Origin of the sequence: Streptomyces amakusaensis (assembly GCF_039532665.1) — a bacterium.
Taxonomy (GTDB): Bacteria; Actinomycetota; Actinomycetes; order Streptomycetales; family Streptomycetaceae; genus Streptomyces; species Streptomyces amakusaensis.
Genome location: NZ_BAAASB010000002.1, coordinates 17,887 through 43,941, shown reverse-complemented (window position 1 = coordinate 43,941; position 26,055 = coordinate 17,887). Strand labels below are relative to the sequence as shown.

Genomic DNA, 26,055 nt, shown 5'->3' with positions numbered 1-26,055 from the left:
TCGCGGCATACTGCGAGGCCCGGGGGGACGGGCTGCGTACAGCCTGTCGACCAACCCCCCGGACGGGTGAACGAGCCACGTTCGCCCTCTTCGCTCATCTCCAGGGGGAGACTTGCGTAGTCAAGTAAGCAAAGTGGCCGTGACCACGATCGCCGCGGCGGCAGCCGTGGCACTGACGGCGGGCATGACCGGCCCGGCGTCAGCGATCGAGGAGCGTGCCGAGACCCAGAGCGCCGCCTTCGCCCCGTCGGGCAAGGCCGGTGCCGGGCGTACCGAACACCGGATCACCCTGATCACCGGCGACCGTGTGCTGGTGGACGCCAAGGGCCGGGTCGCCGGTCTGGAGCGTGCCAAGGGCCGCGAGGACATACCCGTGCAGACCCGCACGGTCGACGGCGACACCTATGTCATTCCGCTCGACGCCGCCGAGCTGATCAGCTCGGGCAAGCTCGACCGCCGTCTCTTCAACGTCACTCAGCTGAGCAAGGCGGAGAGCCGCAAGGCGTACCGCGACGGCCTCAAGGTCATCGTCAGCTACCGGGGGGCCTCGGCCCAGGCGGCCAAGGCCGACGTCCGGTCGGCGGGCGACACCGAGGTGCGCCGCAGCCTGAAGACGCTGAACGCGGACGCGGTCACCACGCCCGAGCAGGACGCGACCTCCCTGTGGGAGGCCCTCACCAGGCCCGGCGACAACGGGCGCGCCACGGCGGCGGGCATCAGCGGGGTGTGGCTGGACGGCGTCCGCCGCGCCCACCTCGACAAGAGCCGCGCGCAGATCGGCACGCCGAAGGCGTGGAGCGCCGGTTACAAGGGCAAGGGCGTCAAGATCGCGGTGCTCGACACCGGTGTCGACACCACCCACCCGGACCTCAAGGACCAGGTCGTCGGGGCGAAGAACTTCACCGCCTCCCCCGACACCAAGGACCGCTTCGGCCACGGCACCCATGTCGCGTCCATCGCGGCGGGCACCGGCGCGAAGTCGGGCGGCAAGTACGCCGGCGTCGCCCCCGAGGCCAAGGTCCTCAGCGGCAAGGTGCTCGACGACAACGGCTCCGGCGACGACTCCGGGATCATCGCGGGCATCGACTGGGCGGTGGAGCAGGGCGCGAACGTCATCAACCTCAGCCTCGGCGGGTACGACGGCCCGGAGCTGGACCCGCTGGAGATCCACGTCAACAAGGTGACGGCGGAGAAGGACGTCCTCTTCGCGATCTCCTCCGGCAACGAGGGCCCCGGCGCGGGCTCGGTCGGCTCGCCCGGCAGCGCGGAGGCCGCGCTGACCGTCGGCGCGGTCGACGACAACGACAAGCTGGCGAGCTTCTCCAGCATCGGCCCCCGGGTCGGCGACGGCGGCATCAAGCCGGACGTCACCGCCCCCGGTGTGGACACCACCGCCGCCTCCGCCCCCGGCAGCCTGATCGCCAGGGAGGTCGGCGAGAAGCCCGCCGGATACTTCTCGATCTCGGGTACGTCGATGGCGGCCCCGCACGCGGCCGGCGCGGCGGCGCTGCTCAAGCAGCAGCACCCGACGTGGAAGCCCGCGCAGATCAAGGGCGCGCTGGCCGGTTCCGCCAAGGGCGGCAAGTACAGCGCCTTCCAGCAGGGTTCGGGCCGTATCGCGGTCGACCAGGCCATCAAGCAGACCGTGATCGCCGAGCCGGTGTCGCTGAGCTTCGGGGTGCAGCAGTGGCCGCACACCGATGACAAGCCCGTCACCAAGCAGGTCACCTACCGCAACCTGGGCACCACGGACATCACCCTGAACGTCTCGGCCACGGCGACCGACCCGAAGGGCAAGCCCGCTCCGGCCGGCTTCTTCACCCTCGGCTCGAACAAGGTCACCGTCCCGGCCGGCGGCACCGCGACCGTCGACCTGACGGCCGACACCAGCCTCGGCGGCAAGGTCGACGGGCACTACTCGGCGACCGTCGTGGCGACGGGCGGCGGCCAGACCGTCCGCACGGCCGCCGCGGTCGAGCGCGAGGTCGAGTCGTACGACGTGACCGTCAAGCACACCGGACGCGACGGCAAGCCCTCGCCCAACGGCCGCACCAGCCTCTTCACCTTCGCCGACGGAGCCCGCTGGTACGACGTCAGCGACCCCTCGGGCGAGCAGACGATCCGGGTGCCCAAGGGCGAGTACATCGTCGACGGCATCGTCGTGGTCGACCCGCAGACCTGGAACAAGGGCGTCGACGTCCTCGTCCAGCCGAAGCTGAACGTCAACAAGAAGACGACGCTCAACATCGACGCCCGTGCCGCCAGGCCGGTCGACGTCAAGGTGCCGAACGCCAAGGCCAAGGCCTCGTACGGCGTCTTCGAGTACAGCCTCGACTTCAAGGACGGCGGCTACGGCAGCGGCTACTTCGCCGACAGCTTCGATCAGTTCCGGACCGCCCACCTCGGCCCCGAGGTGACGGACGGCTCGCTCTCCCAGGCCTTCGCCACCCAGTGGCAGGCCGGCGCGGGCACGGAGTACAACACCATCTCCGGCGGCAAGACGAAGAAGATCGCGGCCGGATACACCAAGCACTACAAGGCCGCCGATCTGGCCACCTTCAAGGCCGGGCTCGGCACCTCGGCCAAGAACAGGCAGGCCGAGCTGCGGTTCTGGGGCTTCCTGCCCGGTGGCGGCGGCGTCTCCTCCGCCGGTCCGGTCAAGGCTCCCAGCACCCGGACGGTTCACCTCTCCACCGACTCCAAGGTCCAGTGGAACGTGAACTACAACCAGGTCGCCGGCGTCGACCCCGACGGCTGGCCGCTCTACGACGGTGGATACCAGATCCCCTCCACCACGTACAAGGCCGGCAAGACCTACTCCGCGAACTTCAACACCGGCGTCCACGGCCCGGTCGTCGGACCGGAGTTCGGCGTCTTCCGCGAGGGCAACGAGCTGGGCGGCTCGGTCCCGGTCTTCGGTGACGGCGCGGGCCACGCGGGCTGGTCGGAGCTCTCCTCGGCCAAGACCACCCTGCACCGCGGCAAGACCAAGGTCGGCGAGAACGACGACCCGCTGTACGGCGAGAAGACCTTCAAGGTGGGCGCGGCCGATGCCGAGTACACCCTGGCCACCTCCCTGAAGCGCGACGCCAAGGCCGGTGCGGCGGCCAGCCGCATCGACGCCAGCTGGACCTTCCGCTCCAAGAAGCCCGCGGCGAACAAGACGTCCCAGGTGCTTCTCTCCACCGCGCACTTCGGTGCCAAGGTGGGCCTGGACAGCACCGTCCCGGCCGGCAAGACCCAGTCGGTGCCCGTCACCGTCCACGGTCCGGCCGCGGGCAAGAACCTCAAGTCCCTCACCGTCAAGGTCTCCTACGACCAGGGCAAGACCTGGAAGAAGCTGACCGTCACCAAGGGCAAGGTCAGCGTCAAGAACCCGGCGAAGGGCAAGGGCATCGCCTACCGCGCCGAGGTCGCCGACAAGAAGGGCAACAAGTCCTCCTACACGGTCTACAACGCCTACCTCGGCAAGTAACCACCAGCATTACTTGTACAACTGACTGAGCGCCGGGCGATCCGGCGAACGAGGGCGGCCCACCGGAGACTTCTCCGGTGGGCCGTCGCTCTGTGCGGCAACGGACCTTCCCTCTTCTGTGAGAACACCTTCGCCATGCTGACCGCTGTGTTTCGAGGCCACGGAGCATTCGTGGCCCTCGCCCTCGTGCTCACCCTCCTCGCCGGAGGCCTCGCCCACCGGGCCGCCCGCGCCCGGGGCGATCGTCCGGTGGTCACGGCCCTGTGGGTGGCCTGCACCACCGCGATCCTCTCGCTGACGCTCTGGACCACGGGCGGCGCGACCGATCTGCGGTGTGTCGTCGACAGAGAGGTGCTGGAGCCCTTCCGGCACCTGGAGGGCAGACTCAGCGCGGGAATGTTCGTCCCCTTCGGATTCCTGGGCGTCCTGGCCACCCGCCGGGTCGCCCTCATGGCGTGTCTCGCCCTGGTGCTGCCCGTCTCGATCGAGACCATCCAGGTACTGGCCTCGCCCCTCAGCGACGGCTGCGACCCCAGCGATCTCGTCGCGAACGCCTTCGGCGCGATCTGCGGGGTGGGCCTGGGGGCCGCGGTCAACAGGATGCGCAGAAGCCCCTGTGCCCCGACGCCGCGCTACGCGCTGGTCGCCTGCGGGGTGACCTTCGCCCTCATGGGCGCATCGTGGGCGGCATGGATGAACGCCACCGTCTGGGACCGGACGATGACCCTCGCCTCGGCGAGCCCCGCGCAGAAGGCCGCCGTCTCCGATGCCCTGGACCGGGCCTTCGGAGACCACTACCCGATCACGGGCGTCGACTTCACCCACTGGGAGGGCGGCACCGGAACGGTCACCGCGCATTTCAGCGCCGGAGCGGCCGAGTTGTCATGGCCCGACCTTGAGCATTTCACGGTCAACCTGATCCCCCGGCGTGTCGAGGAAGGGCACGCCTTCCCCGTACCCGGCACCAGTGGACCCGTCAGAACGGAGAAGGAGGCGGAGCGCGTCGCCCTCGCCTATGCCAAGCGGTTCGCCCCCTGGGGGCTGAGGCGATCGGTCGTGGACGTCGAGCGCCTCGGCGAGGAATCGTCCCCCGGCTGGCTGGTCAGCTGGCGGCACCGGGACGGAGACCTGCCGGCGCCGACCCGTCTGGATGTCCTCGTCGACTCCGAAGGGCACATCAGCGACCTGATCACACGCCGTGCCGGCGAGTAGGATTTCCGCGTATGAGCCCCCCGCAGCCCCCCGGTAAGCGCCCCCTGGATCCGGCCGGAGCGATCATCCGCTCTGTCGCGTCGCGCATGGCGCGCCGCCTCGCGGACCGTCTGTTGCCGGTGAGGGCGCTGTCGTCGGTCATGGAACTGACGGAGAACGACGAGACCGAGATGGCCATGGACGAGATCGGACGGGTGATCGAGTACTACCGGCTCCCGGTTCTCCGGGCGGAGTACGGGGAGCTGCTCTTCGCCGCCGAGCAGCTGGACTCGCTGGACTCGCTCACCGACACCGGGGTCGAGCGGTTCGTCGTCGACGACTAGGCCGTTTCTTACGGCCTAGCCGATCTGTTCGGCGAGGGCGAGGACGATGCCCGCGGGGCCCCGGAGATAGCAGAGGCGGTAGGCGTTCTCGTAGCGCGCCACCTCGCCGAGGAGTTCGGCACCGTGGGTACGGAGACGGGCGAGGGTGTCGTCGATGTCGTCGACGGCGAACATGACGCGGTGCAGGCCCAGCGTGTTGGGGGGCGGGGCCGCGGGCTCGGGGCGGGTGGCCGCGGGGCTGTGGTACTCGGCCAGTTCGAGTCTGCCGCGGCCGTCCGGGGTCCGCATCATCGCGATGTCGCTCAGGATGCCGTCGAGGCCGACGGTGCGGTCCGCCCAGGGGCCTTCGATCCGTGCCGTGCCCTCCAGCTCCATGCCCAGCTCGGCGAAGAAGGCGACGGCCGCGTCCAGGTCGTCCACGACGATGCCGACATTGTCCATGCGCTCAACAGCCATGCCTCCGACCATAAGGACCGGGGCGAACCGCCGCCTCCGGAGCCGCCTCCGGAGCCGGAGCGGGCCGGTGGCTAGGAGGCGTGGCGGCCGGAGGTCTTCTTGGCCGCCTTCTTGGCGGTCTTGTCAGTCTTGGCGGTTTTGGCGGTCTTGGCGGTCTTCTTCGCCGTCGACGTGGTCTTCGTGGCCGTGGGTTTCCGCTCCGCGCTCTTCGCAGCGGTCGACTTCTTCGGCGCGGCCTTCCTGGCCGCGGCCTTCCTCGCGGTGATCGTCTTCTTCGCCCCCGCTCCCCCGCCGGAGGCGCTCCCCCGGCCCTTGAGCGGCGTCACCTCCGCGACCCGCTCCCCGTCGCCCCCGCGCGACTGCCGGGCGGCCCGCACACTGTTCTCCAGCGCGGCCATGAGGTCGATGACCTGCCCGCCGCCGGGCTCCTCGCCGGCCGTGGCGGGAAGGGCCGCGCCGCCGTCGGCCTTGGCGGCGATCATGGATTCGACGGCCTCGCGGTAGTCGTCGTGGAGGGAGGACATGTCGACTTCGCCGAGGGTGTCCATCAGGGCGTCCGCGAGATCGAGTTCCGCGTCGCGGACGGTCACCTCGGACTCGGGGGCGATGCCCTCGGGGCGGCGGATCTCGTCGGGCCAGAGGAGGCCGTGCATGGCGATCACGTCGTCCACCACACGGAGCATGCCCAGGCGCTCCCGGCCCCGGAGGGCGAATTTGGCGAGGGCGACCTTCTGGCTGCGCTTGAGGGCCTCGCGGAGCAGGGTGTAGGGCTTGGCGGCGGGGACGCCGTTGGCGGAGAGATAGTAGGCGGCGTCCATCTGGAGGGGGTCGATGGAGGCGGCGGGGACGAAGGCGACGATCTCGATCGTCTTGGCCGTCGGCAGGGGCAGCGCCGCCAGGTCCTCGTCGGTGATCGGGATGATCGACCCGTCCACGTCCTCGTACCCCTTGCCGATCTCGGCCGACGGGATCTCCTTCTCCTCCAGCTCGCAGACCTTGCGGTAGCGGATCCGGCCGCCGTCGGCGGTGTGGATCTGGCGGAAGGCGACGGAGTGGTTCTCGGTGGCGTTGACCAGCTTGATCGGGATGCTGACCAGGCCGAAGGAGATAGCGCCGTTCCAAATGGATCGCACCATTGATCCCTCTCCTCCGAAAAATCCTTATTCGTGGGATTCTCATCGTATGACGCCGATCACCGAGGTGGCCGGGCGGCGGCTGGCGCTCAGCAATCTCGACAAGGTCATCCACCCCGCGACCGGCACCACCAAGGGCGAGATGCTGCACTACTACGCCCTCACCGCCGATGCCCTGCTCCCCCACCTCCGCGACCGGCCGGTCTCCTTCCTGCGGTATCCGGACGGGCCCGGGGGCCAGCTGTTCTTCACCAAGAATCCGCCGCCCGGTACGCCATCGTGGGTACGGACCACCCCCGTGCCCCGCTCGGAGGACCCGGGCGCGCGCCAGATCGTGGTGGACGATCTCCCGTCGCTGATGTGGGCGGCGAACCTGGTGGTGGAGTTCCACACCCCGCAGTGGCGGGCCGGGGAGCCCGCCGTCGCCGACCGGCTGGTCCTCGATCTCGACCCCGGCCCGCCCGCCACCGCCGCCGACTGCTGCGCCGCCGCCCTGTGGCTGCGGGAGCGGCTGGCGGCGGACGGGCTCGAGGCCTGGGTGAAGACCTCGGGCTCCAAGGGGCTGCATCTGATGGTGCCGATCACACCGACCGGCTCCCGGGAGGTGTCCGCGTACGCGAAGGCCCTCGCCGTCGAGGGGGAGGCCGCGCTGCCCCGGCTGATGCTGCACCGGATGGCGCGCGCCCTGCGGCCCGGGAAGGTCTTCGTCGACCACAGCCAGAACGCCGCCGCGAAGACCACGGCCGCGCCCTACACCCTGCGGGCCCGTGCCGAGCCGACCGTCTCCACTCCGCTGACCTGGGAAGAAGTGGCGGACCGCCGGAATCTCAGCTGCTCGCTCGCCGATCTCGCCCCCCGGCTGGAGCGGTACGGCGATCTCTTCGCCCCGCTGGCCGACCCCGGCCGGGCCCGGCCGCTGCCATGAATCCGGCCACCCGCCCCGACTCGCCGCTCCGGCCGCCGCTGCGGGTGGCCCGCGCGGAGGCGGTCAGCGTGCTGCCGCGCGGCGCGAACCTCGCGTACGAGCCGAAATTCGACGGCCATCGGATGCTGATCTTCCGGGTGGACGGGGAGACGGTCCTCCAGGCGCGCTCCGGGCGGATCGTCACCGGCGCGTTCCCGGATCTTGCGGAGGCGGGGCGGGCGCTGCCGGAGGGCTCGGTGCTCGACGGCGAGGTGGTCGTCTGGACCGGCGGGCGTACGGATTTCGCCGCCGTCCAGCGGCGCGCCACCGCGACCCCGGGGCGCGCGCCCGCGCTGGCGCGCCGGCTGCCCGCCTCGTACGCCGCCTTCGATCTGCTCGCGGAGGGCGGCGAGGATCTCCGGGGCCTGTCGTACGAGGCGAGACGGCGGCGGCTGGTGGCGCTGCTGGCCCCGCTGGGGCCGCCGCTCCAGGCGGTGCCGATGACCCTGGACCCGGAGGAGGCGGCGAACTGGTACGCCTCGCTGCCCGCGATCGGCGTCGAGGGGCTGGTGATCAAACGGCTGGACCAGACGTACCAGACCCACCTGGGCGGGGCCCGTGCCTGGCGGAAGCTGCGGCACACCGCCGTGCGCGACGCGGCGGTCGTCGGCTTCACCGGCCCGCCGGAGCGCCCGGCGGCCCTGGTGGTGACCGTGCCGGACGACGACGCCCCGGTGGTGACGGCTCCGCTGACCCCGGCGCTGCGACCGCAGGCCGCGGCGGCCCTGCCCCCGCTCGCGGCGGTGCCGGGCGAGCCGCCCCGGGCGATGGCCGTCGGGATCGGCGCTGTCGCCTATCTGCCGGTGGAGCCGGGGCTGATGGCCGAGGTCGAACAGCGCACCACCCGGCACGGCACGACCTCGGTGGTGCGGCTGCGGCTGCCGCAGGACCTCGACGCGGACGACGCGGAGACGGACGACGGCCCCTGATTCGGGGCCGAAAATGGCGGCGACGGCCAGCTGGTTGAAGCGTAAAGTGCGGGCCGTGGACCCAGCTGACTTCTACACCGGTATCGTCGCCGACCTGTACGGACCGCTGAAAGCGGTCTCCCAGGACCCGGCCCCCTACGCGGCGTTCGTCCAGGAGGCGGGCGCTCCGGCGCTCGAACTCGGGTGCGGGGACGGCGATCCCCTGCTCGGTCTGCGCCGGCTGGGACTGGATGTCGAGGGCGTCGACTCCTCGGCGGACATGCTCGACCGATGTCGTCGCCGGGCGCGGCAGGAGGGCCTGGACGTCACCGTCCACCATCAGCGGATGGAGGCGCTCGACCTGCCGCGCCGCTACCGCGCGGTCTTCCTCGCCGGGCCGACCTTCAATCTCCTCCCCGACGACGCCACCGCGCTGGCCGCCCTCCGGGGCGTCCGGAGCCATCTCGCCGAGGGCGGCACCGCCCTCGTGCCCCTGTTCGTCCCCTCGCCCACCCCCGCCGAGCAGTTCGGCCGGGTGCGCACCGCCACCGCCGACGACGGCGCCGAACTGCGGGTGTCGGTGGTGTCCGAGGAGCGGGACGAGTCCGCGCGCACCCAGACGACGCTGTTGCGCTACGAGCGGCACCACGGCGGCGGAAGCACTGTCGTCGACCGCCCCTGGACGATCCACTGGCACAGCCGCGAGGGCTTCGAGTCCCTCGCCGCGACCGCCGGTCTCACCGCGGTCTCCGTCCGGGACACCGCGGAAGCCACCCTTCAGGAATACCGTCTGCGAAGCGCCGGCTGAGGTGCCGGTCCCACCGGGACCGGCATTTGTTGGTACGGACTTATTCACGGCATAGCGTGCTGCCCATACGCGCGATGCCCCGGTCCGGCGACAGACGCTATCGACCATGAAATCAGGCCGGGGGCCTTCTGGGCAATATCCCCTCGATGTCCTGGGAGTGGTGCACACTCTCCCCAAGCACTCGGTTCCGACAGGTGGTTCCGAGCGCGGAAGAGTTTCGCACGGCTCTTGGGAGGGGGCGGCGTGTTCGGGGGAATCGACGAGGTCGACTGGGCCGCGCTGGAGCATGCCTATGGACCGGCGGATGATGTGCCGGGCCTGCTGAGGGGCCTGGCGTCCGCCGATCCGGCGGAGCGCGAGGCCGCGCTCGACGGTATGTACGGCGCGGTTCATCATCAGGGCGATGTGTATGACGCGACATTGGCCTGTATACCGTTCCTGCTCGAATTGGCGGCGGATCCGGCGATCCAGGATCGCGGTGGCATTGTCGAGCTGCTGACCAGCATCGGCGGGATCGATCTGGACGGAGACGAAGAACTCGACCCGGATGACGAGGAGTTCGAGTACGCGGCGAATTACGCCATGGCCTCTTCGGCGGTGACGGCGGGGGCCGATGTCTTCCTCGCGCTCGTCGACTCGGACGACCGGGGGGTGCGGCTCACCGCCCCGCTGGCGCTCGCCGCCCTGCACGGCGAACCGGAGCTGGTGCTCGGCCTGTTGCGCGAGCGGCTGAAGATCGAACAGGACCCCGAGGTGCGGTTCGCCTGTGTGGAGGCGGCCGGGCGGATAGCGCTGCGGCACGGCCGGCTGGCCCCCGATGTGGTCGAGTGGCTGATCGAACTGGCCCATCTGCCCTACGAGCCGACTCCCGGCCACACCCCCGGCCCGGCCGCCGGTTCGGCTTCCGGACCGGCCGCGGGTGAAGGCGTGCCCCCGGGCACCCCGGGAGCCTGGGACGCCCGGGGTTCGTACGACGCCGGGCTCCGGCTCTCCGCACTCGCCCAGCTCGCCCGGTGCGCGCCCCACGCGCTGCCCGCCGATGTGGTGCCGGGCGTCATGGGCCTGCTGCGGGAGGCCAGGGCGGAGACCGTCCCCGCTCGCGGGGAGACCGGCGGGGGCGGGGAGGACGGGCCGCACGCGCCGTGGACCGGCGATCTCCTCCGTACCCTGCACTCCGGCCTCGGCGACCGCGTCGCCGACCGCACGGCCCTCCTCGCCGGACAGCTGCGCAGCCCCGACCCCGCCCAGCGGATCGACGCCATCCGGATGAGCAGCGGGCTGCTGCGCTCCTGGCGCGGCGAGTACGGCGAGCTGATCGGCCTGATCGGGGAGCAGCTCGACGCGGCGGAGCCCCGGCTGGCGAACGCCGCCGCCACCGCGCTCGGGGAGCTGTTCAAGCTGGCCGCGCCCGCCACGGACGCGCTCGCGGAGTTCGTGAGCGCCGAGCCCGCGCACTGGGTGCAGGAGTGGGCGAGCGGCCCCCGGATGCTCGGCAACGCGGTGGCGGCGCTCGCCCGCGCCGGTGACGCTCGGGTGGTGCCGGTGCTGGGGCGGATGCTGGAGCTGCCGGAGGCCCCGCAGGATCTCGGCTATGTGCTGGACCATCTGGGCCCGGCGGCGGCCCCGCTCGCCCCGGCGCTGCGCGGCCGGCTGGCCGAGACCCGGCTGGACCACCGGCTCTACGACGTCGCGGGGCCGCTGCTGTACGGGCTCACGGCGCTGCGGGCGGTCGACGCGCTGCCGGAGGTGCTGCGGATACTGCGCGGCGCGCCCGAGTACCGCAGGGAGTGGGTGGAGGAGCTGGTGCTGCGGGCGCTCGCCGCCTTCGGCCCGGCCGCCGGGGAGGCGGTGCCCGATCTGCGGGCGCTGCTCGGCCGCGCGGACCAGCTGCCCGGGGGGTTCGAGGTGAAGGTCGCGGCGGCGTTATGGGCGGTGGAGGGCGACGCGGACGCCGTGCTGCCGACGCTGCGCGCGGCGCTGGCCTCGACGGACGCCGGGACGCGCCGCTCGGCCGCCTGCACGCTGGGGTCGATGGGTCTCACCGCCAATCCGGCCTTCCCCGAGCTGCGGCTGCTGCTGCGGGCCTCCGATCCCTGGACCCGGGTGGACGGGGCGCTGGCGCTGTGGCGGGTGACCGGCTATCCGGAGCCCGCCTGGCGGCTGCTGCGGACCTCGTGGGGCGCGATGCCGTTCACCAGGGTGCCGATAGCCGAGCGGCTGGCGGAGCGGGCGTGGACCGCGGGCCCGCCGGTCGCGGAGTGCGCCGAGGGCGCGGAGCGGGTGCTGAGCGCCGAGCTGTCCCGGGCGAGGCGTCACAACGCCGTGGACGGGGGATACGGCAGCCATGACATCGTGAGGGACGAGAGGCTGCTGGCCCTGTGCCGGCGGGCGCTGACGAGGGAGAGACCGGGCGCATGATCATTTTCGGTACCAAGGGGTACATCCACCAGCTGGCGATACTCACCTTCGTGTGCGGCTTCTGCGGCAACCCGGCCGCGCACACGCTGCGGAAGCGGATCACCAAGTTCACGCTGTTCTTCGTGCCGCTGTTCCCCGTCTCCACGAAGTTCGCGACGCAGTGCACGTTCTGCGGCGCGGAGCGGAAGGCGAGCCAGGAGGAGGCGGACCGGCTGCTGGCGCAGAGCGCGGCCGGGCCCGGGCTCTCCGGTTTCGGCCCCTCGGCCCCGGGGGCGCAGGGCTACGCCGGCGGCGCGCAGGGCCAGGGGCAGGGCCAGGGGCCGCAGGGTCCGCAGGGGGGCAATCCGTACCAGCGTTGACGCGCCGGGGCCCGGCCCACGGGCTGCCGGGCGGTGCGCAACGTTTCCGAAATCTCCCTGCGCATATGGTGGACGGACCGACCGGCCGTCCACCCGACGAGGAGAGCCTTGCGCGCCCGCCCGCCCCGACCTCCGTACGCCGCGCTGCTCGCGGTGACGGCCGCCGTCGCCGCGCTGGCGGGCTGCGGCGACGCGGGCGGGTTGAAGAGCGCCGGTCCGACGGAGACGGCCACCGGTCCCGTACGGCTGTGGCCCGGGCTGCCGCCGGTCACCGCGCCGCCGTACGACTACGGCGAGGCGGACACCGCGCTGGTCCGGGGGGTGAGGGTGCCCCCGGGCGGGGTGCGCGGGCTGAATCCGGTCGCGGTGCTGCGGGCCGAGGAGACCGTCGGCCCCGACGGCAGGCGCGGCATCGACGGGATCTACCAGGAGACCTCGGCCAAGCTCCGCGACTGCGGGAGGAGGCCGGGGCGGAAGGCCGGGGAGAAGCCGGGGTCGTGCCCGGTACTCGTGCCGCACCACCGCGATCTGACCGGCGACGGCCGCGAGGAGCTGATCATCGGGATCACCATGCCGGAGCAGCAGACGGCGGTCCGCTGCTACATGCCCGACGCGAAGGGCCGGCTCACACGGATCATGGCCACCTCCGACCAGCTGGTGAGCGTGCGGCTGGCGGGCCGGGACATCATTCTGCGCTCGGTCTCGGCCGGGATCCCCGGGTACGAGTACCGCACGGTCTGGTCCTGGGACGGCCGGCACCAGGCGATGCTCCAGACGAGTGACGAGATCGTCCGGGTGAAGCCGCGCTCCGCCGAGCGCCCCCCGGCCCCGAAGCCCTCCGACGCCTCCGGACCCCCGGCGGACCAGCGGTGAGGCGGACCGCCCGCCGCGCCGGCCGCCCCCGGCTCCCGCTGCCCCACTGGACGGCGACGCTCACCTGGAAGGCCGCGCTCTTCATCACGGTGATGTGCTGCGCCCTCGCCGCGCTGCTGGGGGCCCTGGTGCACGCGGCGGTGACGACCCAGACGGTGGACCGGGCCCGGGAGAAGGCCCTCGGCAAGCTGGCCGAGGTCACCGAGGCGTACGAGGCGGGCGAGCCGCTGCCCCCGTACGCGGGGGTGAATCCGCCGGGGCTGCCCGACGCGCTGCGCGAGCTGGCGCTGCGCGGGGAGCACGGCACGATGGTGAGCACCCATCAGGACCGTCCGACCATGTGGGCGGCGGGCCCGGCCGACGGGCGGGCGCTGTCCGTGCGGATCGACTACACGCTGAGCGCGCGGACGATCACCGGTCTCGACCACGCGATCGTGGGCTCCTCGGTGCTGGCGATCGGGGCGACGCTGCTGGTGGGCGCGTTCGCGGTGACCCGGGTGACCCGCCGGCTGCATCTGACGGCGCAGGTGGCGCGGCGGATCAGCGCGGGCGATCTGGACGCCCGGGTGAACGATCCCCGGACCGCGGATCCCCGCAGGCCGCAGGACGAGGTGGCGACGGTGTCCGGGGCGCTGGACACGATGGCGTCCTCGCTCCAGAACAAGCTGCTGAGCGAGCAGCGTTTCACCGCGGACGTGGCGCACGAGCTGCGTACCCCGCTGACCGGTCTGTCGGCCGCCGCCGAGCTGCTGCCGGAGGGGCGGCCCGCGGAGCTGGTGCGGGACCGGGTGCGGACGATGCGCTCGCTGACCGAGGATCTGCTGGAGATCTCCCGGCTGGACGCGGGCCGGGAGAGGGTCGATCTGGACGTGTACGAGCTGGGGCGGCTGGCCGAGCGGGTGGTGCGGGCCTCGGGCACGGAGACCGAGGTGCGGGTGGTGCGGGACACCGCCGTGGAGACGGACCGGCGGCGGCTGGAGCGGGTGCTGGGGAATCTGGTCGTCAACGCGCACCGGCACGGGCGGGGTCCGGTGGTGCTGACCGTGGACGGTCCGGTGGTGACGGTCGAGGACCGGGGGCCGGGCTATCCGGCGTATCTGCTGGAGCACGGTCCGGCGCGGTTCCGCACCGAGGGCGGCAGCGGCAAGGGGCACGGTCTGGGGCTGACGATCGCGGTGGGGCAGGCGGCGGTGATCGGCGCGGAGCTGCGGTTCCTGAACGCGGCGGAGGGCGGGGCGGTGGCCCGGGTGAAGCTGGCCCACGCGTGTCCGGCACAGCCGGCGCACGGCATGACACACGGCATACCGCAAGGCACATAGGGAACATCGGGGACATAAGCATGCGGTCTTGCTACGTTGCGCAGCATGACCGCAACGACGAGGGCCGCGGACGCTCCCCCGCCCGCCCCCCGCCTGCCCAAGCGGCGCGGCGTCGAACTCTCCCTCCTGCTCGGCGCCGTCCTCATCACCGTCCTCGGCTACACGATCGTCGGCGTCACCCGCGATCACGCCGTGCCCCCGGACATGCCGCGCCACGGCGCGGGGCTGGCCGCGCTCGCGCTCCTGGCGCATCTCGCCGTACGCCTGTGCGCCCCCTTCGCCGATCCGCTGCTGCTGCCCATCGCGCTGCTGCTCAACGGCCTCGGGCTGGTGCTGATCTTCCGGCTCGATCTGGAGACCCCTCAGTCGGTCGCCGCCCCCGCCCAGCTGATCTGGTCCACGCTCGGCATCGCGCTGTTCATCGCCGTCGTCGCGGTCCTCCGCGACCACCGGGTGCTCCAGCGGTACGCCTATCTCTCGGTCGCCGCCGCGCTGGTGCTGATGACCGTGCCGATCTTCTTCCCCGCCGTGAACGGCGCGCGGATCTGGATCCGGGTCGGCGGACTCTCCTTCCAGCCCGGCGAGTTCGCCAAAATCCTGCTGGCCGTCTTCTTCGCCGCGTATCTCGCCGCCAACCATCACACCCTGGCCCTCGCGGGCCGCCGCTTCTGGCGGCTCCAGCTGCCGACCGGCCGGGTGCTGGGACCCATCGCCGCCATCTGGCTGATCAGCGTGGGCGTCCTGGTGCTGGAGCGGGACCTGGGCACCTCGCTGCTCTTCTTCGGGCTCTTCGTGGTGATGCTCTACGTCGCCACCGGCCGGACCGGCTGGATCGCGGTGGGGCTCACCCTCGCCGCCGCCGGGGCCTTCGCCGTCGGCACGCTGGAGCCGCATGTGCACGGGCGGGTCGAGGACTGGCTGAACCCCTTCGCCTCCATCGAGGCGGGCGAGGGCCCCAGCCAGGTCGCCCAGTCGCTGTTCGCGTTCGGCGCGGGCGGGATGCTCGGCACCGGACTCGGGCTCGGCCACTCCACACTGATCGGCTTCGCCGCAAAGTCGGACTTCGTCCTCGCCACCGCGGGCGAGGAGCTGGGACTCGCGGGGCTGAGCGGGATCCTGCTGCTGTACGCGCTGCTGGTGGCCCGCGGCTACAAGTGCGGGCTCTGTCTGCGCGACCCCTTCGGGCGGCTGCTCGCCGTCGGGCTCGCCTCCATCGTCGCGCTCCAGGTCTTCGTGATCACCGGCGGGGTGACCGGGCTGATCCCGCTGACCGGCATGGCGATGCCCTTCCTCGCCCAGGGCGGCTCCTCCGTCGTCACCAACTGGATCATCGTGGCGCTGCTGATCCGGGTCAGCGACTCGGCCCGCAGACCGCTGCCCGGGACGACCGGCCCCCTGGTCCTCGCGGCGGGAGAGCGCCGGTGATCCGCCACGCCCGGCGGGCCGCCGCGCTCTGTCTGGTCCTGCTGGCCGCGCTGCTGGTCAACGCGGCCCGGGTGCAGCTCATCGAGGCCGATTCACTGGACCGCAACCCGGCCAACCGGCGCTCGGTGATCGCCCGTTACGCCGAGCCGCGCGGCGACATCCTGGTCGGCGGCCGGCCGGTCACCGGCTCCCGGGACAGCGGCCAGCAGCTGCGCTTCGAACGCACCTACACCGACGGTCCGCTGTACGCGCCGGTGACCGGGTTCTCCTCGCAGACGTACGGCACCACCCTGGTGGAGAGCGCCGAGGACCCGCTGCTCTCGGGCACGGACCCGCTGCTCTCCCCGTTCCCGCTCTGGAACGACCTCAGCCGGGGCCGGCCCGCGGGCGGGCGGGTCGTCACCACCCTCGAACCGGCGATGCAGAAGGCCGCGTACGCGGGGCTCGGCGGCAAACGCGGCGCGGTGGCCGCCGTCGAACCCTCCACCGGCCGGATTCTCGCGCTGGTCAGCAGCCCCTCGTACGACCCCGGCGCCCTCTCCGGCACCGGGCGGGCGGTACGCGAGGAGTGGGCGCGGCTCAACGCCCTGCCCACCCAGCCGATGCTGAACCGGGCGATCCGGCAGACCTATCCGCCCGGCTCCGCCTTCAAGATCGTGACCGCCGCCGCCGCGCTCGACGCGGGCGTGGTCACCGACCCCGAGGCCCCCACCGGCACCCCCGACCCGTATCTCCTCCCCGGCACCCGCACCACCCTCCCCGACGCGGCGGCCGGCTGCGGCGACGCCTCACTCGCGTACGCCCTCCAGTGGTCCTGCAACACCGTCATGGCCGAGCTGGGCGTACGCGTCGGAGGGCCCGGAATGCTCGCCGCGGTCCGCCGGTTCGGCTTCAACGACCACACCCTGAGGATCCCCTCGGCCGTCGTCCCCTCGAACTTCGACACCCATATGTCGGTGGACCAGCTCGCGCTCTCCTCCATCGGCCAGTTCAACACCACCGCCACCCCGCTCCAGATGGCCATGGTCTCGGCCGCCGTCGCCAACGGCGGCACCCTCAAACACCCCCACCTCGTGGACCGCGTGACCTCCGGCAGCGGCGCCCGCACCGTCACCCAGGCCCACCAGCGCTCCTACCGGCAGGCCATGACCCCCTCCACCGCCCACCGGCTCCAACGCCTCATGATCTCCGCCGTCGAGCAGGGCACCGGCTCCCCCGCCGCCATCCCCGGCGCCACCGTCGGCGGCAAGACCGGCACCGCCCAGCACGGCCTCGGCAACTCCGGCACCCCCTACGCCTGGTTCATCTCCTGGGCCCAGAGACACGGCTCCGTCCAACCCGCCGTCGCCGTCGCCGTCGTCGTCGAGGACGCCGAAGCCGTCCGCGGCCACATCAGCGGCGGCGGCAGCGCGGCCCCGATCGCGCGGGCGGTGATGGAGGCGGGGCTGCGGAGGTGAGGGTTACGGGGTGGGACGGGGGCTCAGCGTGGACAGATCGACGTCCAGGGGGAACGGACGTTCAAGCTTGAGCTGCTTGTGGTGAATCCCCATGAAGCTGTACGACCTGGCGGCCGGGTCGAGTTCGTAGACGTGCACGACGGGAAGGCCGTCGCTCTCCTCCACGCGCCAGAAGTGCGGGATGCCCGCGCGGGCGTACTTGTGGGGCTTGACCTCGCGGTCGCGGTCGATGGAGTCGGCGGAGACGATCTCGACGGCGAGAAGAACGCTCTCCGGTTCGTACCACGTCTGTCCCGGGCCCGTGAGCGCGTCCTCCGACACCACCATCAGATCGGGCTCCGGGCGGTCTCGTGCGGTCAGTTTGGTGGTCATCTCCCGAATGACGGCGAATCCCTCCGGCACTTGGGCCAGCATGGCGTTCTCCAACAGGCGCAGTACGGCCATGTGGAAGAAGGTCTGCGGACTCATGAGGATGAGGCTCCCGTCGATCAGCTCCGTGTGCGGAGGAAGATTCGGAAGCTTGTCGAGGTCGTCCGCTGTCCAGCCGCCGGCCGGCGGCCGCAGCCACTCGACGTGCTCGTGGTGCACGTACTCGCGTGCGGCGCTCATGATTGCTCCCATGCGACGGAGTCTGCCCGGCAGTGCCAGCGTACCCAGGAGAGATGCCATAAAGCCGCCCATACGGGTGAGCGAGACTCGCACACATTGACGCCCTCACCACTCGGGGAGTGCCTCGCGGCGGGCCAGCCAGGCCGGGGGGACGGAGTCGACGCCGGTGGCGGAGGAGACGATGCCGCCGGTGATGGCGCAGGTGGTGTCGGTGTCGCCGAGGGCCTCGGCGGTGGACCAGAGGGCGGCTTCGAGGTCGTGGGGGTGGCGGGCGGCGGTCCAGACGGCGAAGGGGACGGTGTCGTCGGCGCGGGTGTGGCGGCCGTTGCCGAGGAGGGCGGCGGCCCGGTGGGGCGGGGTGGTGAGGGGGAGGGCGGCGGCGCGGCGGAGGCCGTCGTGGACGGTGCCGAGGGGAGTGCGGTCGGCGACCGCGTCGACGGAGAGGGCGTGGCGGGCCGAGAGCGCTGCGGCCACGGCGACCGCGACCGCGCCCGCGACGCCCTCGGGGTGGGCGTGGGTGACCCGGGCCGAGAGTTCGGCCTGCGCGGCGGCGCGGTCCAGGTCGGCGGAGAACCAGGCGCCGAGCGGGGCGACCCGCATCGCCGCGCCGTTGCCGAAGCTGCCGCCGTCGAAGAGCCGGGGCGCGAGCGTCCGCCAGCTCCCGGGCTCCGCCAGCAGCCGGGGCAGCAGCAGCCGCATCCCCCGGCCGTAGCCGCGCGCCGGATCGTCCTCGTAGGTGCGGGCGAAGGCGTCCGCCAGCCGGTCCTGGTCGATCTCGCCGCAGCGCGAGAGCGTCTGATGGACCGCCAGTGCGAGGGCGGTGTCGTCGGTCCAGCGCCAGTCGGGCTCCTCGGGGGTACGGCGGGCCCTGATCTCGTCGAGCGCGCGGGCGGGGTCCCGGAGGAGCGGGAACCAGCGCTCCCCGAAGGCGTCGCCGAGGGCGAGCCCCTGGAGGCTGCGGCGGGCGGCTTCACGGTTGGCCTGGGTAACGGTCGAGGTCATGACGCCATGCTGCCGGAGCGGGTACGCGCCGTACATCCGTCTCCCCGGCCGGGAACCGGGCCGATTCCGGCCCGGTCGCGGACGGTCTCCGGGCGTTTTCCCGCCGGGTGTTGACGGGCTTGCTGACAGCGAGTCTCATAAGGGGTGCCGGGGACGCGCCCGCACCCCGGACGACGAGGCCGGACCCGATGCGGCGTCCGGCCAACGCCCACGAGGGGCCGCCCGTATGACAACCGCCGGCGCACGCGACCCACGCCTCCGACACGACGCACTCGGCCCGCTCCGCGACCGCGAATCGGTCGCCCGGCGGCTGCTGGAGGCCTCCGCCAAGCACTCCTTCGACCCGGACCGGGAACTCGACTGGGACGCGCCCTTCGAGGACGGCAAATGGTTCCTTCCGCCGGAGCTGGTCTCCCTCCACGACACCCCGCTGTGGCGGCGGATGCCCGAGGAACAGCGCCAGGACCTGGCCCGGCACGAGGCCGCCGCGCTGACCTCGCTCGGCATCTGGTTCGAGATCATCCTCATCCAGCTGCTGGTCCGGCACATCTATGACAAGCCTCTGACCAGCCGGCACGTCCGCTACGCGCTCACCGAGATCGCGGACGAGTGCCGGCACTCCATGATGTTCGCCCGCATGATCGAGCGCCTCGGCACACCCGCGTACCCCGTCCCCCGGCGCTACCACGGCATCGCCCGCGTCCTGAAGACCTTCTCCACCACCCCCGGCTCCTTCGCCGCCACCCTGCTCGGCGAGGAGATCCTCGACTGGATGCAGCGGCTGACCTTCCCCGACGAGCGGGTCCAGCCGCTGATCCGGGGCATCACCCGGATCCATGTGATCGAGGAGGCCCGCCATGTGCGCTACGCCCGCGAGGAGTTGCGCCGCCAGATGGCGACCGCGCCGCGCTGGGAAAGGGAGTTGACCCGGATCAGCTGCGGCGAGGCGGCGCGGGTCTTCTCGGTCTGCTTCGTCAGTCCCCGGGTGTACACGGACGTGGGCCTCGACCGGCACGAGGCCGTCGCCCAGGTGCGGGCGAGCGGACACCGCCGCGAGGTGATGCGTTCGGGGGCGCGCCGGCTGACCGACTTCCTCGACGACACAGGGGTGTTGGGCGGGGCCGGCCGCCGGCTGTGGAGAAGCTCGGGACTGCTGGCGTGAGCAGGGGCGACGGCGTTCGATGTCATATCCAAGGCCTAGGCTTTCCGCCATGACGACACCCGTGACCACCACCCGTGCGTACCGACGGCTGAGCGTCGAGGAACGCCGGGGGCAGCTGCTCACCGCCGCGCTCAGGCTGTTCGCGCACCAGCCGCCGGAGGAGGTCTCCCTCGACGACGTCGCGGAGGCGGCGGGGGTGTCACGGCCGCTGGTCTACCGCTACTTCCCCGGCGGGAAACAGCAGTTGTACGAGACGGCCCTGCGCTCCGCCGCGGACGAGCTGCGGCGCTGTCTGACCGAGCCGCCCTCCGGACCGCCGACAGAACGGCTGGCGCGGCTCCTCGACCGGTATCTCGCCTTCGTCGACGCGCGCGACACCGGCTTCAGCGCACTGCTGCGCGGCGGCAGCGTCGCCGAGACCTCCCGTACGACCGCGATCGTGGACGAGGTCCGGCGCACCGCCGCCGACCAGATCCTGGTCCACCTCGCCGCCGCCCGCCCGGGCCCCCGGCTGCGCATGCTCGTCCGCACCTGGATCGCGGCGGTCGAGGCGGCCTCCCTGATCTGGCTGGACGAGAACAAACAGCCGCCCGCCGAGGAGCTGCGCGACTGGCTCATCGACCATCTGATCGCCCTCCTCGCCGCCTCCGCGACCACCGACCCCCAGACCGCCGCCGCCGTACGCGGACTCCTCGCCCTCGAACCCGGCGACGGCCGCGCGGCCCGGCTGGCCCGCCGGGTGGGGGCGACACTGCGCGGGGCGGCGAGCCTGTCCTAGGTCGTTTCTTACGGATCTGGCTGGATCAGGGAGCGGGGCCTGGTGCTCCCCCTGGGCCTTCGGCCAGGGAGGTACCCCCCGATCGCAAGGCGGAGGATGGGGGCACCTCCCGGGCGAAGCCCAGGGGGAGCACCCCCACCCGGGCCGCCAGGCCCAGGGGGCGTCCGGCCCGCGCCGGGTCCGCCCCGGTGCGCCCGCCTCGACCCGGCGGGCCCCGCCAGGGCCCTCCCGGTCAGAAGCCGACGGCCCCGTCGATGCGCTCCCTCAGCAGATCCGCGTGCCCGTTGTGCCGGGCGTACTCCTGGTTCAGATGGACGAGGATCCAGCGGAGGGAGACCGTCGTGGAGCCGCTGAGATCCACCACCCGCCCGTCGATCGCGCCGGTCTCGTCCAGCGACCCGGCGGCGGCGCTCAGCTCGCGGCTGCGGGCCGTCTCCGCACGCCAGACGGCCAGGACCTCCTCGTACCCCCGCTCCGGATCGAGGGCGAATCCGCCGCCGGCCGCGCGCCCCCCGTACAGCTCGGGGACGTCGAGTGCGGCGAACACGCGCTGGAACCACTGACGCTCGACGGCGGCCAGATGCTGGAGCAGCCCGAGCAGGGTCATCGTGGAGGGCTCGGCGGCCGGGGTCCGGAGCTGGGCCTCGGTGAGGCCGGCGCATTTGAGGGCCAGGGTCTCGCGCTGGAAGTCCAGCCAGGCTTCGAGCATGGCGCGTTCGTCGGCGTGCGGGGGCGGGAAGACGCGTCCGTCGGGAAGTGTGGGCATGGGTTCCAGCCTGCCACAAGGGCTGTGGCGGCGAAGGGGAGTTGATCAGGGGCGGCGCGCCGGGAAGCCGTGGCTGCGGGCGGCGGTCACCACGATGAGGGAGGGGATCAGGAGGGCGAGCACGGCCCAGGGGAGGGAGGAGGGACCGGCGGCGGTCAGGAGGAGGGCGCCGATGGCGCCGCCGGCGGCCATGGCGATGTTCCAGAGGGTGACGAGCATGGCCTGGGCGGTGTCGGCGGCGGGGCCGGCCGCTTCGGCGACGGCGGTTTGGAGGAGGGCGGGGATTCCGCCGAAGCCGAGGCCCCAGAGGATCACGGCGGGGTAGACGAGGGCGGGGGTGCCGGAGGTGACCGCGAGGACGGTGGTGGCGGTGGCGAAGAGGGCGACGGCGGCGAGGGTGAGGGCGCGGAGTCGGCGGTTGATGTGGACGCCGACGATCCAGATGGCGGTCAGGGAGGCGAGGCCGAAGGCCAGGAGGACGAGGTCGATGGAGTCGCCCATGCCGAGCCGGGCGAGGAAGGCGGCGATGTAGGTGTAGAGGACGGTGTGGGCGAGGACCGTGGCCAGGGTGATGAAGAGGACCGGGACGACGCCGGGTACGGCGAGGGCGCTCCGGACGGGGATCCGGTCGCCGCTCGCCTGTCCCGGGCGGTCGGGGACGAGGGCGGCGATCCAGCCGATGAGGATGACGGCGAGTACGGTCACCGCCCAGAAGGCGGCCCGCCAGCCGGCCCGTTCGCCGAGGAAGGTCCCGGCGGGCACGCCGAGCGAGAGGGCGGCGGGTATGCCCGCCATGACCACCGCGACGGCCCTGCCCCGGAGCGGGACGGGGGCGATCCGGCGGGCGTACCCGGCGAGCAGGGCCCAGACCAGGCCCGCCGCGACCCCGGCGAGGAAGCGGGCGGCCATGGTCAGCGGGTAGTGCGCGGAGAACGCCGTGACGGTGTTGGCGACGGCGAAGCCGGCCATCCCGGTCAGCAGCAGGCGTTTGCGCGGCAGGCGGGCGGTGGCGACGGAGAGCGGGATCGCGGCGGCGGCGGAGCCGATCGCGTAGACGGTCACCGCCTGTCCGGCGGCGGACTCCCCCACGCCGAGTCCGGCGCTCATCCCGGGGAGCAGCCCGGCGGGCAGCGCCTCGGTCAGTACGGTGAGGAAGGCGGCGGTGGTGAGTGCGGTCAGCGCTCCGAGCGGGAGCTTCCCGTCCTCGGCGGCGGGGCTGGGAACGGCGGTTCGAGCCGTGTTCGCGGTCATGCCGCGTATGCTCGAACGCTGACACTGATGTGAAGGTCAAGCGACGACGAGACGCGAGGGCGGTCACATGCGCATCGGAGAGCTGTCCGAACGCACCGGAACCCCACGCCGGCTGCTGCGCTACTACGAGGAACAGGGGCTGATCCTCGCCACCCGGGCGGCGAACGGCTACCGCCACTACGACGAGCCCTCCGTCGACCGGGTGCTCCAGATCAGGGGGCTGCTGGACGCGGGGCTGCCCACCCGGATCATCAAACAGATCCTGCCCTGTCTGGACAAGCCCCGGATCATCCACTTCCCGGACGCGACACCGGAGATGATCGGGACCCTGGAGCGGGAGCGGGACCGGATGACCCGCCGCATCGAGTGTCTGACCCGCAACCGGGACGCGCTCTCGGAGTACCTCGACGTGGTCTGCCCCGAAGGCGGTCCGGTCGGCAACCCCGTCGGCTGATCCGCGTGCCCGGTGGCGGGCCGGGGCCGGGGCTGGGCGAGACTGGCCGGTGTGAGAAGCGAGAACACCCCCTTTGTCGGCGGTCCGCTGGACGGGCGCGTACTGCCCGTGCTCGTCGGACCCACCGGCCACCCGCCGAAGTGGTACGAGATCCCCGTGCCGAACGACGACGGCCGCCCGCCGACCGCGCACGCCTACCGGCGGGAGCCCCTCGGCCACACCAAGCGGCTCGGCCTCCAGCGGGGGTGGAAGTACGTCTACGCGCCCGACGGCCGGGAGCGGCGCGAGCTGAAGTGGCCGTGGTCGAAGCCGGGCGGCGGGGACGGCGGCGGCACCGGCGGCACACGAGCCGACACGCCGTAGCCGGGGCGGACTCCGACCCGACGGGTGACCCGGTTGCGCCGATCCGGCCACCGGCGGGGCGGCCCGGGTGGCGGCCCCGCACGATCGGTGCGCGGGGCGGACCGGCCGCCCGGCGACCGGAGGTGATGTGGTGTCAGGCCGACTGCTGCGTACGGTGTGCACGGCGGCGCTGGTGACGGCCGTGGCGGTCCCGGCCGCCCCCGCTCCCCCCTGGGCGGCGGCGGCGCACCGGCACCCCGGGGACGCCGCCGTACCGGTGCCGGGCGAACAGGACGCCGCCGGGGCCGAGGCGGTGCCGGAGGCGCTGACCCGGCTCCAGACGCTGTACCGCGAGGCCGAGGAGGCCGGCGCGGCCCACGGGAGTGCCGAGCGGCGGCTGAAGGCCCAGCGGGCCAGGACCGCCCGGCTCGGGCGGGAGCTTTCCCGCGCGCGGGAAGAGCTCGGCCGGAGCCGGGCGGCGGCGGGCCGGCTGGCGCGGGAGCAGTACCAGGGGCACTCCGAGCTGTCCTCGCTGCTGAGGGCCCTCCTCGCCCGCCACCCCGACCAGGCCTTCGCGGAGGCCCATCTGCTGGAGCGGGCCGCCGCCCACCGGCTCACCACCACCGCCCGGCTGGAGAAGGGGGCCGAGCGCGCGGCCGGCCTCGAACGGGACGCGCGCGCCGCGCTCGCGCGGGAGCGGGACCTCGCCTCGGCGCGGAAACGGGCGCGGGACACCGCCACACTGCGGCTGAGGGCGGTGGAGGAGTCCCTCGCCTCCCTCACGGCCGCCCAGATCGCCCGGCTGACCTCGCCGGGGGTACGGGACCGGATCACGGCGGCGGGCGGCCCTGGCACCTTCGGACGGCGGCCGACGGAGCGGGGCGCGAAGGCGGTGCGGTACGCCGTCGGGCAGATCGGGAAGCCGTATGTGTGGGGCGCGGAGGGGCCCTGGTCGTACGACTGCTCCGGGCTGACCTCCCAGGCGTGGGCGGCGGCCGGCCTGCGGATCCCGCGTACCAGCCAGGAGCAGTGGGCACGGCTGACCCGGGTCCCGCTGGGCGAGCTGCGCCCCGGCGATCTGGTGGTCTACTTCCCCGGGGCGACCCATGTGGCGATCTATCTGGGCGAGGGAACGGTGGTCCAGGCCCCCCGTCCGGGCGCGGTCGTGAAGGTCTCCCCCGTCGCCGCCAACCCGGTGCTGGGGGCGGTGCGGCCGGATCCGGACGGAGCGGTGCTCGGCGAGGGCGCGTACGTCCCGCCGCCGCTGCCCGAGGGCGCGGCGGCGGGGGACGACACGGGCTACTCGGCGGCGGAGGCGCCCGCCGAGGCGGTGACCTCGGCGAGGTACTCCCCGGCGAGTGCGGGGTCGTAGAAGAAGTTCTCGAAGTCGGCCGGGTTGTTGAAGCCGTTCGCGACCCGGTCCGCCACCGGCTGGAGCTGTCCGGCCGCGCCGAAGAGGTTCAGCACATGCTCGGGCGGGGGCGCGAGCATGGTGTTGGTCCACTTGGTGACGTGCTGGGCGGTCTCCCAGTAGCGGTCGAACGCGGACTGCATCCACGCGCCGTCGAAGGGCTTGTCCCCGTGCTCCACGATCGCCCGGAGGTAGGAGGCGGCGCACTTGGACGCGGAGTTCGAGCCCTGGCCGGTGATGGGGTCGTTGGCGACGACCACGTCGGCGACGCCGAGGACCAGTCCGCCGCCGGGCAGCCGGCCGATCGGCTTGCGCACGGTGGGGGCGTAGCGGCCGGCCAGGGTGGCGCCCGAGTCGGTCAGCTCGACCTTGGAGGCACGCGCGTACTCCCAGGGGAGGAAACGTTCCAGCAGTTCGAGTGTGAGCTTCAGGTGCTCGGCCGGGTCCTTGACGCCCTGGAAGACGTCGAGCGGTCCGCCGGGGATGCCCTCCCAGAAGAGGATGTCGGCGCGGCCGGAGGTGGTGAAGGTCGGCATGACGAACAGCTCGCCGACGCCGGGGACCAGATTGCAGCGGACCGCGTCGAACTCGGGGTGCTCGGGGCGCGGTCCCATGCCGTGCACATAGGCGACGGCGAGGGCGCGCTGCGGGGCGTCGTACGGGGAGCGGGCGGCGTCCCTGGCGAACATCGAGACCAGCTCGCCCTTGCCGGCCGAGACCATGACCAGGTCGTAGGCGCGGGAGAAGTAGTCCAGGTCGCCGACGGCCGCGCCGTGGATGACCAGCTGTCCGCCGCGCTGGGCGAAGGCCTCCATCCAGCCGGCCATCTTCACGCGCTGGTCGACGGATTGCGCGTGGCCGTCCAGCCTGCCGACCCAGTCGACGAGCCGCTGGGACTCCGGTCCGGCGACGGAGACGCCGAGGCCCTCGATCCTCGGGGCCTGGGACTCCCAGAAGTTGATGCCGAGGTCGCGCTCGTGCTGGAGGGCGGTGTGGAACATGCACTGCGTGGACATCACACGGCCGGTACGGATCTCCTCGGCCGTGCGGTTGGACATCAGGGTGACCTCGTAGCCCTTGGACTGGAGGCCGAGGGCGAGCTGGAGGCCGGACTGACCGGCTCCGACAATCAGTATCTTCCGCATCCGGG

24 protein-coding genes are annotated in these 26,055 nt (G+C 72.7%); 17 read left to right on the top strand and 7 right to left on the bottom strand.

Going from position 1 to position 26,055, the window contains the following annotated elements:
- The first annotated feature begins 139 nt into the window (after window positions 1–139).
- The 3 genes from ABD371_RS02740 to ABD371_RS02730 all read left to right on the top strand — a co-directional run bounded on the left by ABD371_RS02740 (window position 140) and on the right by ABD371_RS02730 (window position 5,010).
- Window positions 140–3,475 carry a S8 family peptidase gene (locus tag ABD371_RS02740; RefSeq protein ID WP_344472267.1) on the top strand — a complete coding sequence of 1,112 codons (3,336 nt, stop codon included), beginning with the start codon at window positions 140–142 and terminating at the stop codon, window positions 3,473–3,475.
- 171 nt (window positions 3,476–3,646) lie between these two features.
- On the top strand, window positions 3,647–4,687 hold the full coding sequence (locus ABD371_RS02735; RefSeq protein ID WP_344472266.1) for a VanZ family protein: 1,041 nt from the start codon (window positions 3,647–3,649) through the stop codon (window positions 4,685–4,687).
- 11 nt (window positions 4,688–4,698) lie between these two features.
- Entirely contained in the window at window positions 4,699–5,010 is a 312-nt protein-coding gene (locus ABD371_RS02730) for a hypothetical protein (protein WP_344472265.1), read from the top strand.
- A gap of 15 nt (window positions 5,011–5,025) precedes the next feature.
- Here ABD371_RS02730 and ABD371_RS02725 read toward each other — a convergent pair whose 3' ends face one another.
- Together ABD371_RS02725 and ku are read right to left on the bottom strand one after the other, a co-directional pair.
- Complete coding sequence (locus ABD371_RS02725) at window positions 5,026–5,466, bottom strand: VOC family protein (RefSeq protein WP_344472264.1); 441 nt, start codon at window positions 5,464–5,466, stop codon at window positions 5,026–5,028.
- Between the two features lie 71 nt (window positions 5,467–5,537).
- On the bottom strand, window positions 5,538–6,599 hold the full coding sequence (ku, locus tag ABD371_RS02720) for a non-homologous end joining protein Ku (RefSeq protein WP_344473173.1): 1,062 nt from the start codon (window positions 6,597–6,599) through the stop codon (window positions 5,538–5,540).
- Window positions 6,600–6,648: 49 nt separating this feature from the next.
- Between ku and ligD the strand changes: the two genes are divergently transcribed.
- The 9 genes from ligD to ABD371_RS02675 all read left to right on the top strand — a co-directional run bounded on the left by ligD (window position 6,649) and on the right by ABD371_RS02675 (window position 17,130).
- Complete coding sequence (ligD, locus tag ABD371_RS02715; protein ID WP_344472263.1) at window positions 6,649–7,524, top strand: non-homologous end-joining DNA ligase; 876 nt, start codon at window positions 6,649–6,651, stop codon at window positions 7,522–7,524.
- The gene (locus ABD371_RS02710; protein WP_344472261.1) at window positions 7,521–8,492 is read left to right on the top strand and encodes an ATP-dependent DNA ligase; all 972 of its coding nucleotides are present in this window, start codon (window positions 7,521–7,523) and stop codon (window positions 8,490–8,492) included. Before ligD ends, ABD371_RS02710 begins: the two co-directional genes overlap by 4 nt.
- A 55-nt stretch (window positions 8,493–8,547) precedes the next feature.
- Entirely contained in the window at window positions 8,548–9,279 is a 732-nt protein-coding gene (locus ABD371_RS02705; protein ID WP_344472259.1) for a class I SAM-dependent methyltransferase, read from the top strand.
- Window positions 9,280–9,522: 243 nt separating this feature from the next.
- Entirely contained in the window at window positions 9,523–11,697 is a 2,175-nt protein-coding gene (locus tag ABD371_RS02700; protein WP_344472257.1) for a PBS lyase, read from the top strand.
- A complete protein-coding gene (locus ABD371_RS02695; RefSeq protein WP_344472255.1) occupies window positions 11,694–12,056 on the top strand; it encodes a zinc ribbon domain-containing protein in 363 nt (120 codons plus the stop codon). Before ABD371_RS02700 ends, ABD371_RS02695 begins: the two co-directional genes overlap by 4 nt.
- A 108-nt stretch (window positions 12,057–12,164) precedes the next feature.
- The gene (locus ABD371_RS02690; RefSeq protein ID WP_344472252.1) at window positions 12,165–12,929 is read left to right on the top strand and encodes a hypothetical protein; all 765 of its coding nucleotides are present in this window, start codon (window positions 12,165–12,167) and stop codon (window positions 12,927–12,929) included.
- Window positions 12,930–13,021: 92 nt separating this feature from the next.
- Window positions 13,022–14,248: a histidine kinase dimerization/phospho-acceptor domain-containing protein gene (locus tag ABD371_RS02685; protein WP_344473170.1), complete on the top strand. Its 1,227-nt coding sequence runs from the start codon at window positions 13,022–13,024 to the stop codon at window positions 14,246–14,248.
- Between the two features lie 45 nt (window positions 14,249–14,293).
- Window positions 14,294–15,673 carry an FtsW/RodA/SpoVE family cell cycle protein gene (locus ABD371_RS02680; RefSeq protein ID WP_344472250.1) on the top strand — a complete coding sequence of 460 codons (1,380 nt, stop codon included), beginning with the start codon at window positions 14,294–14,296 and terminating at the stop codon, window positions 15,671–15,673.
- Window positions 15,670–17,130: a penicillin-binding transpeptidase domain-containing protein gene (locus ABD371_RS02675; protein WP_344472248.1), complete on the top strand. Its 1,461-nt coding sequence runs from the start codon at window positions 15,670–15,672 to the stop codon at window positions 17,128–17,130. The genes ABD371_RS02680 and ABD371_RS02675 overlap by 4 nt, the downstream gene beginning before the upstream one ends.
- 3 nt (window positions 17,131–17,133) lie before the next feature.
- Here ABD371_RS02675 and ABD371_RS02670 read toward each other — a convergent pair whose 3' ends face one another.
- Window positions 17,134–17,739, bottom strand: coding sequence for a Uma2 family endonuclease (locus ABD371_RS02670; protein WP_344472246.1), 606 nt, complete (start codon window positions 17,737–17,739; stop codon window positions 17,134–17,136).
- A 105-nt stretch (window positions 17,740–17,844) separates the two neighbouring features.
- Window positions 17,845–18,741 carry an ADP-ribosylglycohydrolase family protein gene (locus ABD371_RS02665; RefSeq protein ID WP_344472244.1) on the bottom strand — a complete coding sequence of 299 codons (897 nt, stop codon included), beginning with the start codon at window positions 18,739–18,741 and terminating at the stop codon, window positions 17,845–17,847.
- Between the two features lie 226 nt (window positions 18,742–18,967).
- Here ABD371_RS02665 and ABD371_RS02660 point away from each other — a divergent pair, with 226 nt between their 5' ends.
- Together ABD371_RS02660 and ABD371_RS02655 are read left to right on the top strand one after the other, a co-directional pair.
- The gene (locus tag ABD371_RS02660) at window positions 18,968–19,903 is read left to right on the top strand and encodes an AurF N-oxygenase family protein (RefSeq protein ID WP_344472242.1); all 936 of its coding nucleotides are present in this window, start codon (window positions 18,968–18,970) and stop codon (window positions 19,901–19,903) included.
- A gap of 49 nt (window positions 19,904–19,952) precedes the next feature.
- Window positions 19,953–20,681: a TetR/AcrR family transcriptional regulator gene (locus ABD371_RS02655; protein WP_344472240.1), complete on the top strand. Its 729-nt coding sequence runs from the start codon at window positions 19,953–19,955 to the stop codon at window positions 20,679–20,681.
- Between the two features lie 232 nt (window positions 20,682–20,913).
- Here ABD371_RS02655 and ABD371_RS02650 read toward each other — a convergent pair whose 3' ends face one another.
- Window positions 20,914–21,447 (bottom strand): DinB family protein, encoded by a 534-nt coding sequence (locus ABD371_RS02650; RefSeq protein ID WP_344472238.1) that lies wholly within the window; start codon window positions 21,445–21,447, stop codon window positions 20,914–20,916.
- A gap of 45 nt (window positions 21,448–21,492) precedes the next feature.
- The gene (locus ABD371_RS02645) at window positions 21,493–22,698 is read right to left on the bottom strand and encodes an MFS transporter (RefSeq protein WP_344472236.1); all 1,206 of its coding nucleotides are present in this window, start codon (window positions 22,696–22,698) and stop codon (window positions 21,493–21,495) included.
- A 67-nt stretch (window positions 22,699–22,765) separates the two neighbouring features.
- Here ABD371_RS02645 and ABD371_RS02640 point away from each other — a divergent pair, with 67 nt between their 5' ends.
- The 3 genes from ABD371_RS02640 (at window position 22,766) to ABD371_RS02630 (ending at window position 24,866) form a co-directional block, all read left to right on the top strand.
- Window positions 22,766–23,152, top strand: a complete 387-nt coding sequence (locus ABD371_RS02640; RefSeq protein ID WP_344472234.1) for a MerR family transcriptional regulator — start codon at window positions 22,766–22,768, stop codon at window positions 23,150–23,152.
- A gap of 51 nt (window positions 23,153–23,203) precedes the next feature.
- Window positions 23,204–23,515 carry a hypothetical protein gene (locus tag ABD371_RS02635; protein ID WP_344472232.1) on the top strand — a complete coding sequence of 104 codons (312 nt, stop codon included), beginning with the start codon at window positions 23,204–23,206 and terminating at the stop codon, window positions 23,513–23,515.
- Window positions 23,516–23,645: 130 nt separating this feature from the next.
- Window positions 23,646–24,866 (top strand): C40 family peptidase, encoded by a 1,221-nt coding sequence (locus ABD371_RS02630; protein WP_344472230.1) that lies wholly within the window; start codon window positions 23,646–23,648, stop codon window positions 24,864–24,866.
- On the opposite strand, the gene ABD371_RS02625 is transcribed toward ABD371_RS02630, so the two are convergent.
- Complete coding sequence (locus ABD371_RS02625) at window positions 24,794–26,050, bottom strand: styrene monooxygenase/indole monooxygenase family protein (protein ID WP_344472228.1); 1,257 nt, start codon at window positions 26,048–26,050, stop codon at window positions 24,794–24,796. The two genes, ABD371_RS02630 and ABD371_RS02625, sit on opposite strands and share 73 nt — an antisense overlap.
- Between the last annotated feature and the right edge of the window lie 5 nt (window positions 26,051–26,055).

Coding starts and splice junctions, on each gene's coding strand:
- ABD371_RS02730 (WP_344472265.1), top strand. CDS start 4,699: ATGAGCCCCCCGCAGCCCCCCGGTAAGCGCCCCCTGGATCCGGCCGGA.
- ABD371_RS02725 (WP_344472264.1), bottom strand. CDS start 5,466: ATGGCTGTTGAGCGCATGGACAATGTCGGCATCGTCGTGGACGACCTG.
- ligD (WP_344472263.1), top strand. CDS start 6,649: ATGACGCCGATCACCGAGGTGGCCGGGCGGCGGCTGGCGCTCAGCAAT.
- ABD371_RS02710 (WP_344472261.1), top strand. CDS start 7,521: ATGAATCCGGCCACCCGCCCCGACTCGCCGCTCCGGCCGCCGCTGCGG.
- ABD371_RS02695 (WP_344472255.1), top strand. CDS start 11,694: ATGATCATTTTCGGTACCAAGGGGTACATCCACCAGCTGGCGATACTC.
- ABD371_RS02685 (WP_344473170.1), top strand. CDS start 13,022: ATGTGCTGCGCCCTCGCCGCGCTGCTGGGGGCCCTGGTGCACGCGGCG.
- ABD371_RS02680 (WP_344472250.1), top strand. CDS start 14,294: ATGACCGCAACGACGAGGGCCGCGGACGCTCCCCCGCCCGCCCCCCGC.
- ABD371_RS02670 (WP_344472246.1), bottom strand. CDS start 17,739: ATGAGCGCCGCACGCGAGTACGTGCACCACGAGCACGTCGAGTGGCTG.
- ABD371_RS02665 (WP_344472244.1), bottom strand. CDS start 18,741: ATGACCTCGACCGTTACCCAGGCCAACCGTGAAGCCGCCCGCCGCAGC.
- ABD371_RS02660 (WP_344472242.1), top strand. CDS start 18,968: ATGACAACCGCCGGCGCACGCGACCCACGCCTCCGACACGACGCACTC.
- ABD371_RS02655 (WP_344472240.1), top strand. CDS start 19,953: ATGACGACACCCGTGACCACCACCCGTGCGTACCGACGGCTGAGCGTC.
- ABD371_RS02650 (WP_344472238.1), bottom strand. CDS start 21,447: ATGCCCACACTTCCCGACGGACGCGTCTTCCCGCCCCCGCACGCCGAC.
- ABD371_RS02645 (WP_344472236.1), bottom strand. CDS start 22,698: ATGACCGCGAACACGGCTCGAACCGCCGTTCCCAGCCCCGCCGCCGAG.
- ABD371_RS02640 (WP_344472234.1), top strand. CDS start 22,766: ATGCGCATCGGAGAGCTGTCCGAACGCACCGGAACCCCACGCCGGCTG.
- ABD371_RS02625 (WP_344472228.1), bottom strand. CDS start 26,050: ATGCGGAAGATACTGATTGTCGGAGCCGGTCAGTCCGGCCTCCAGCTC.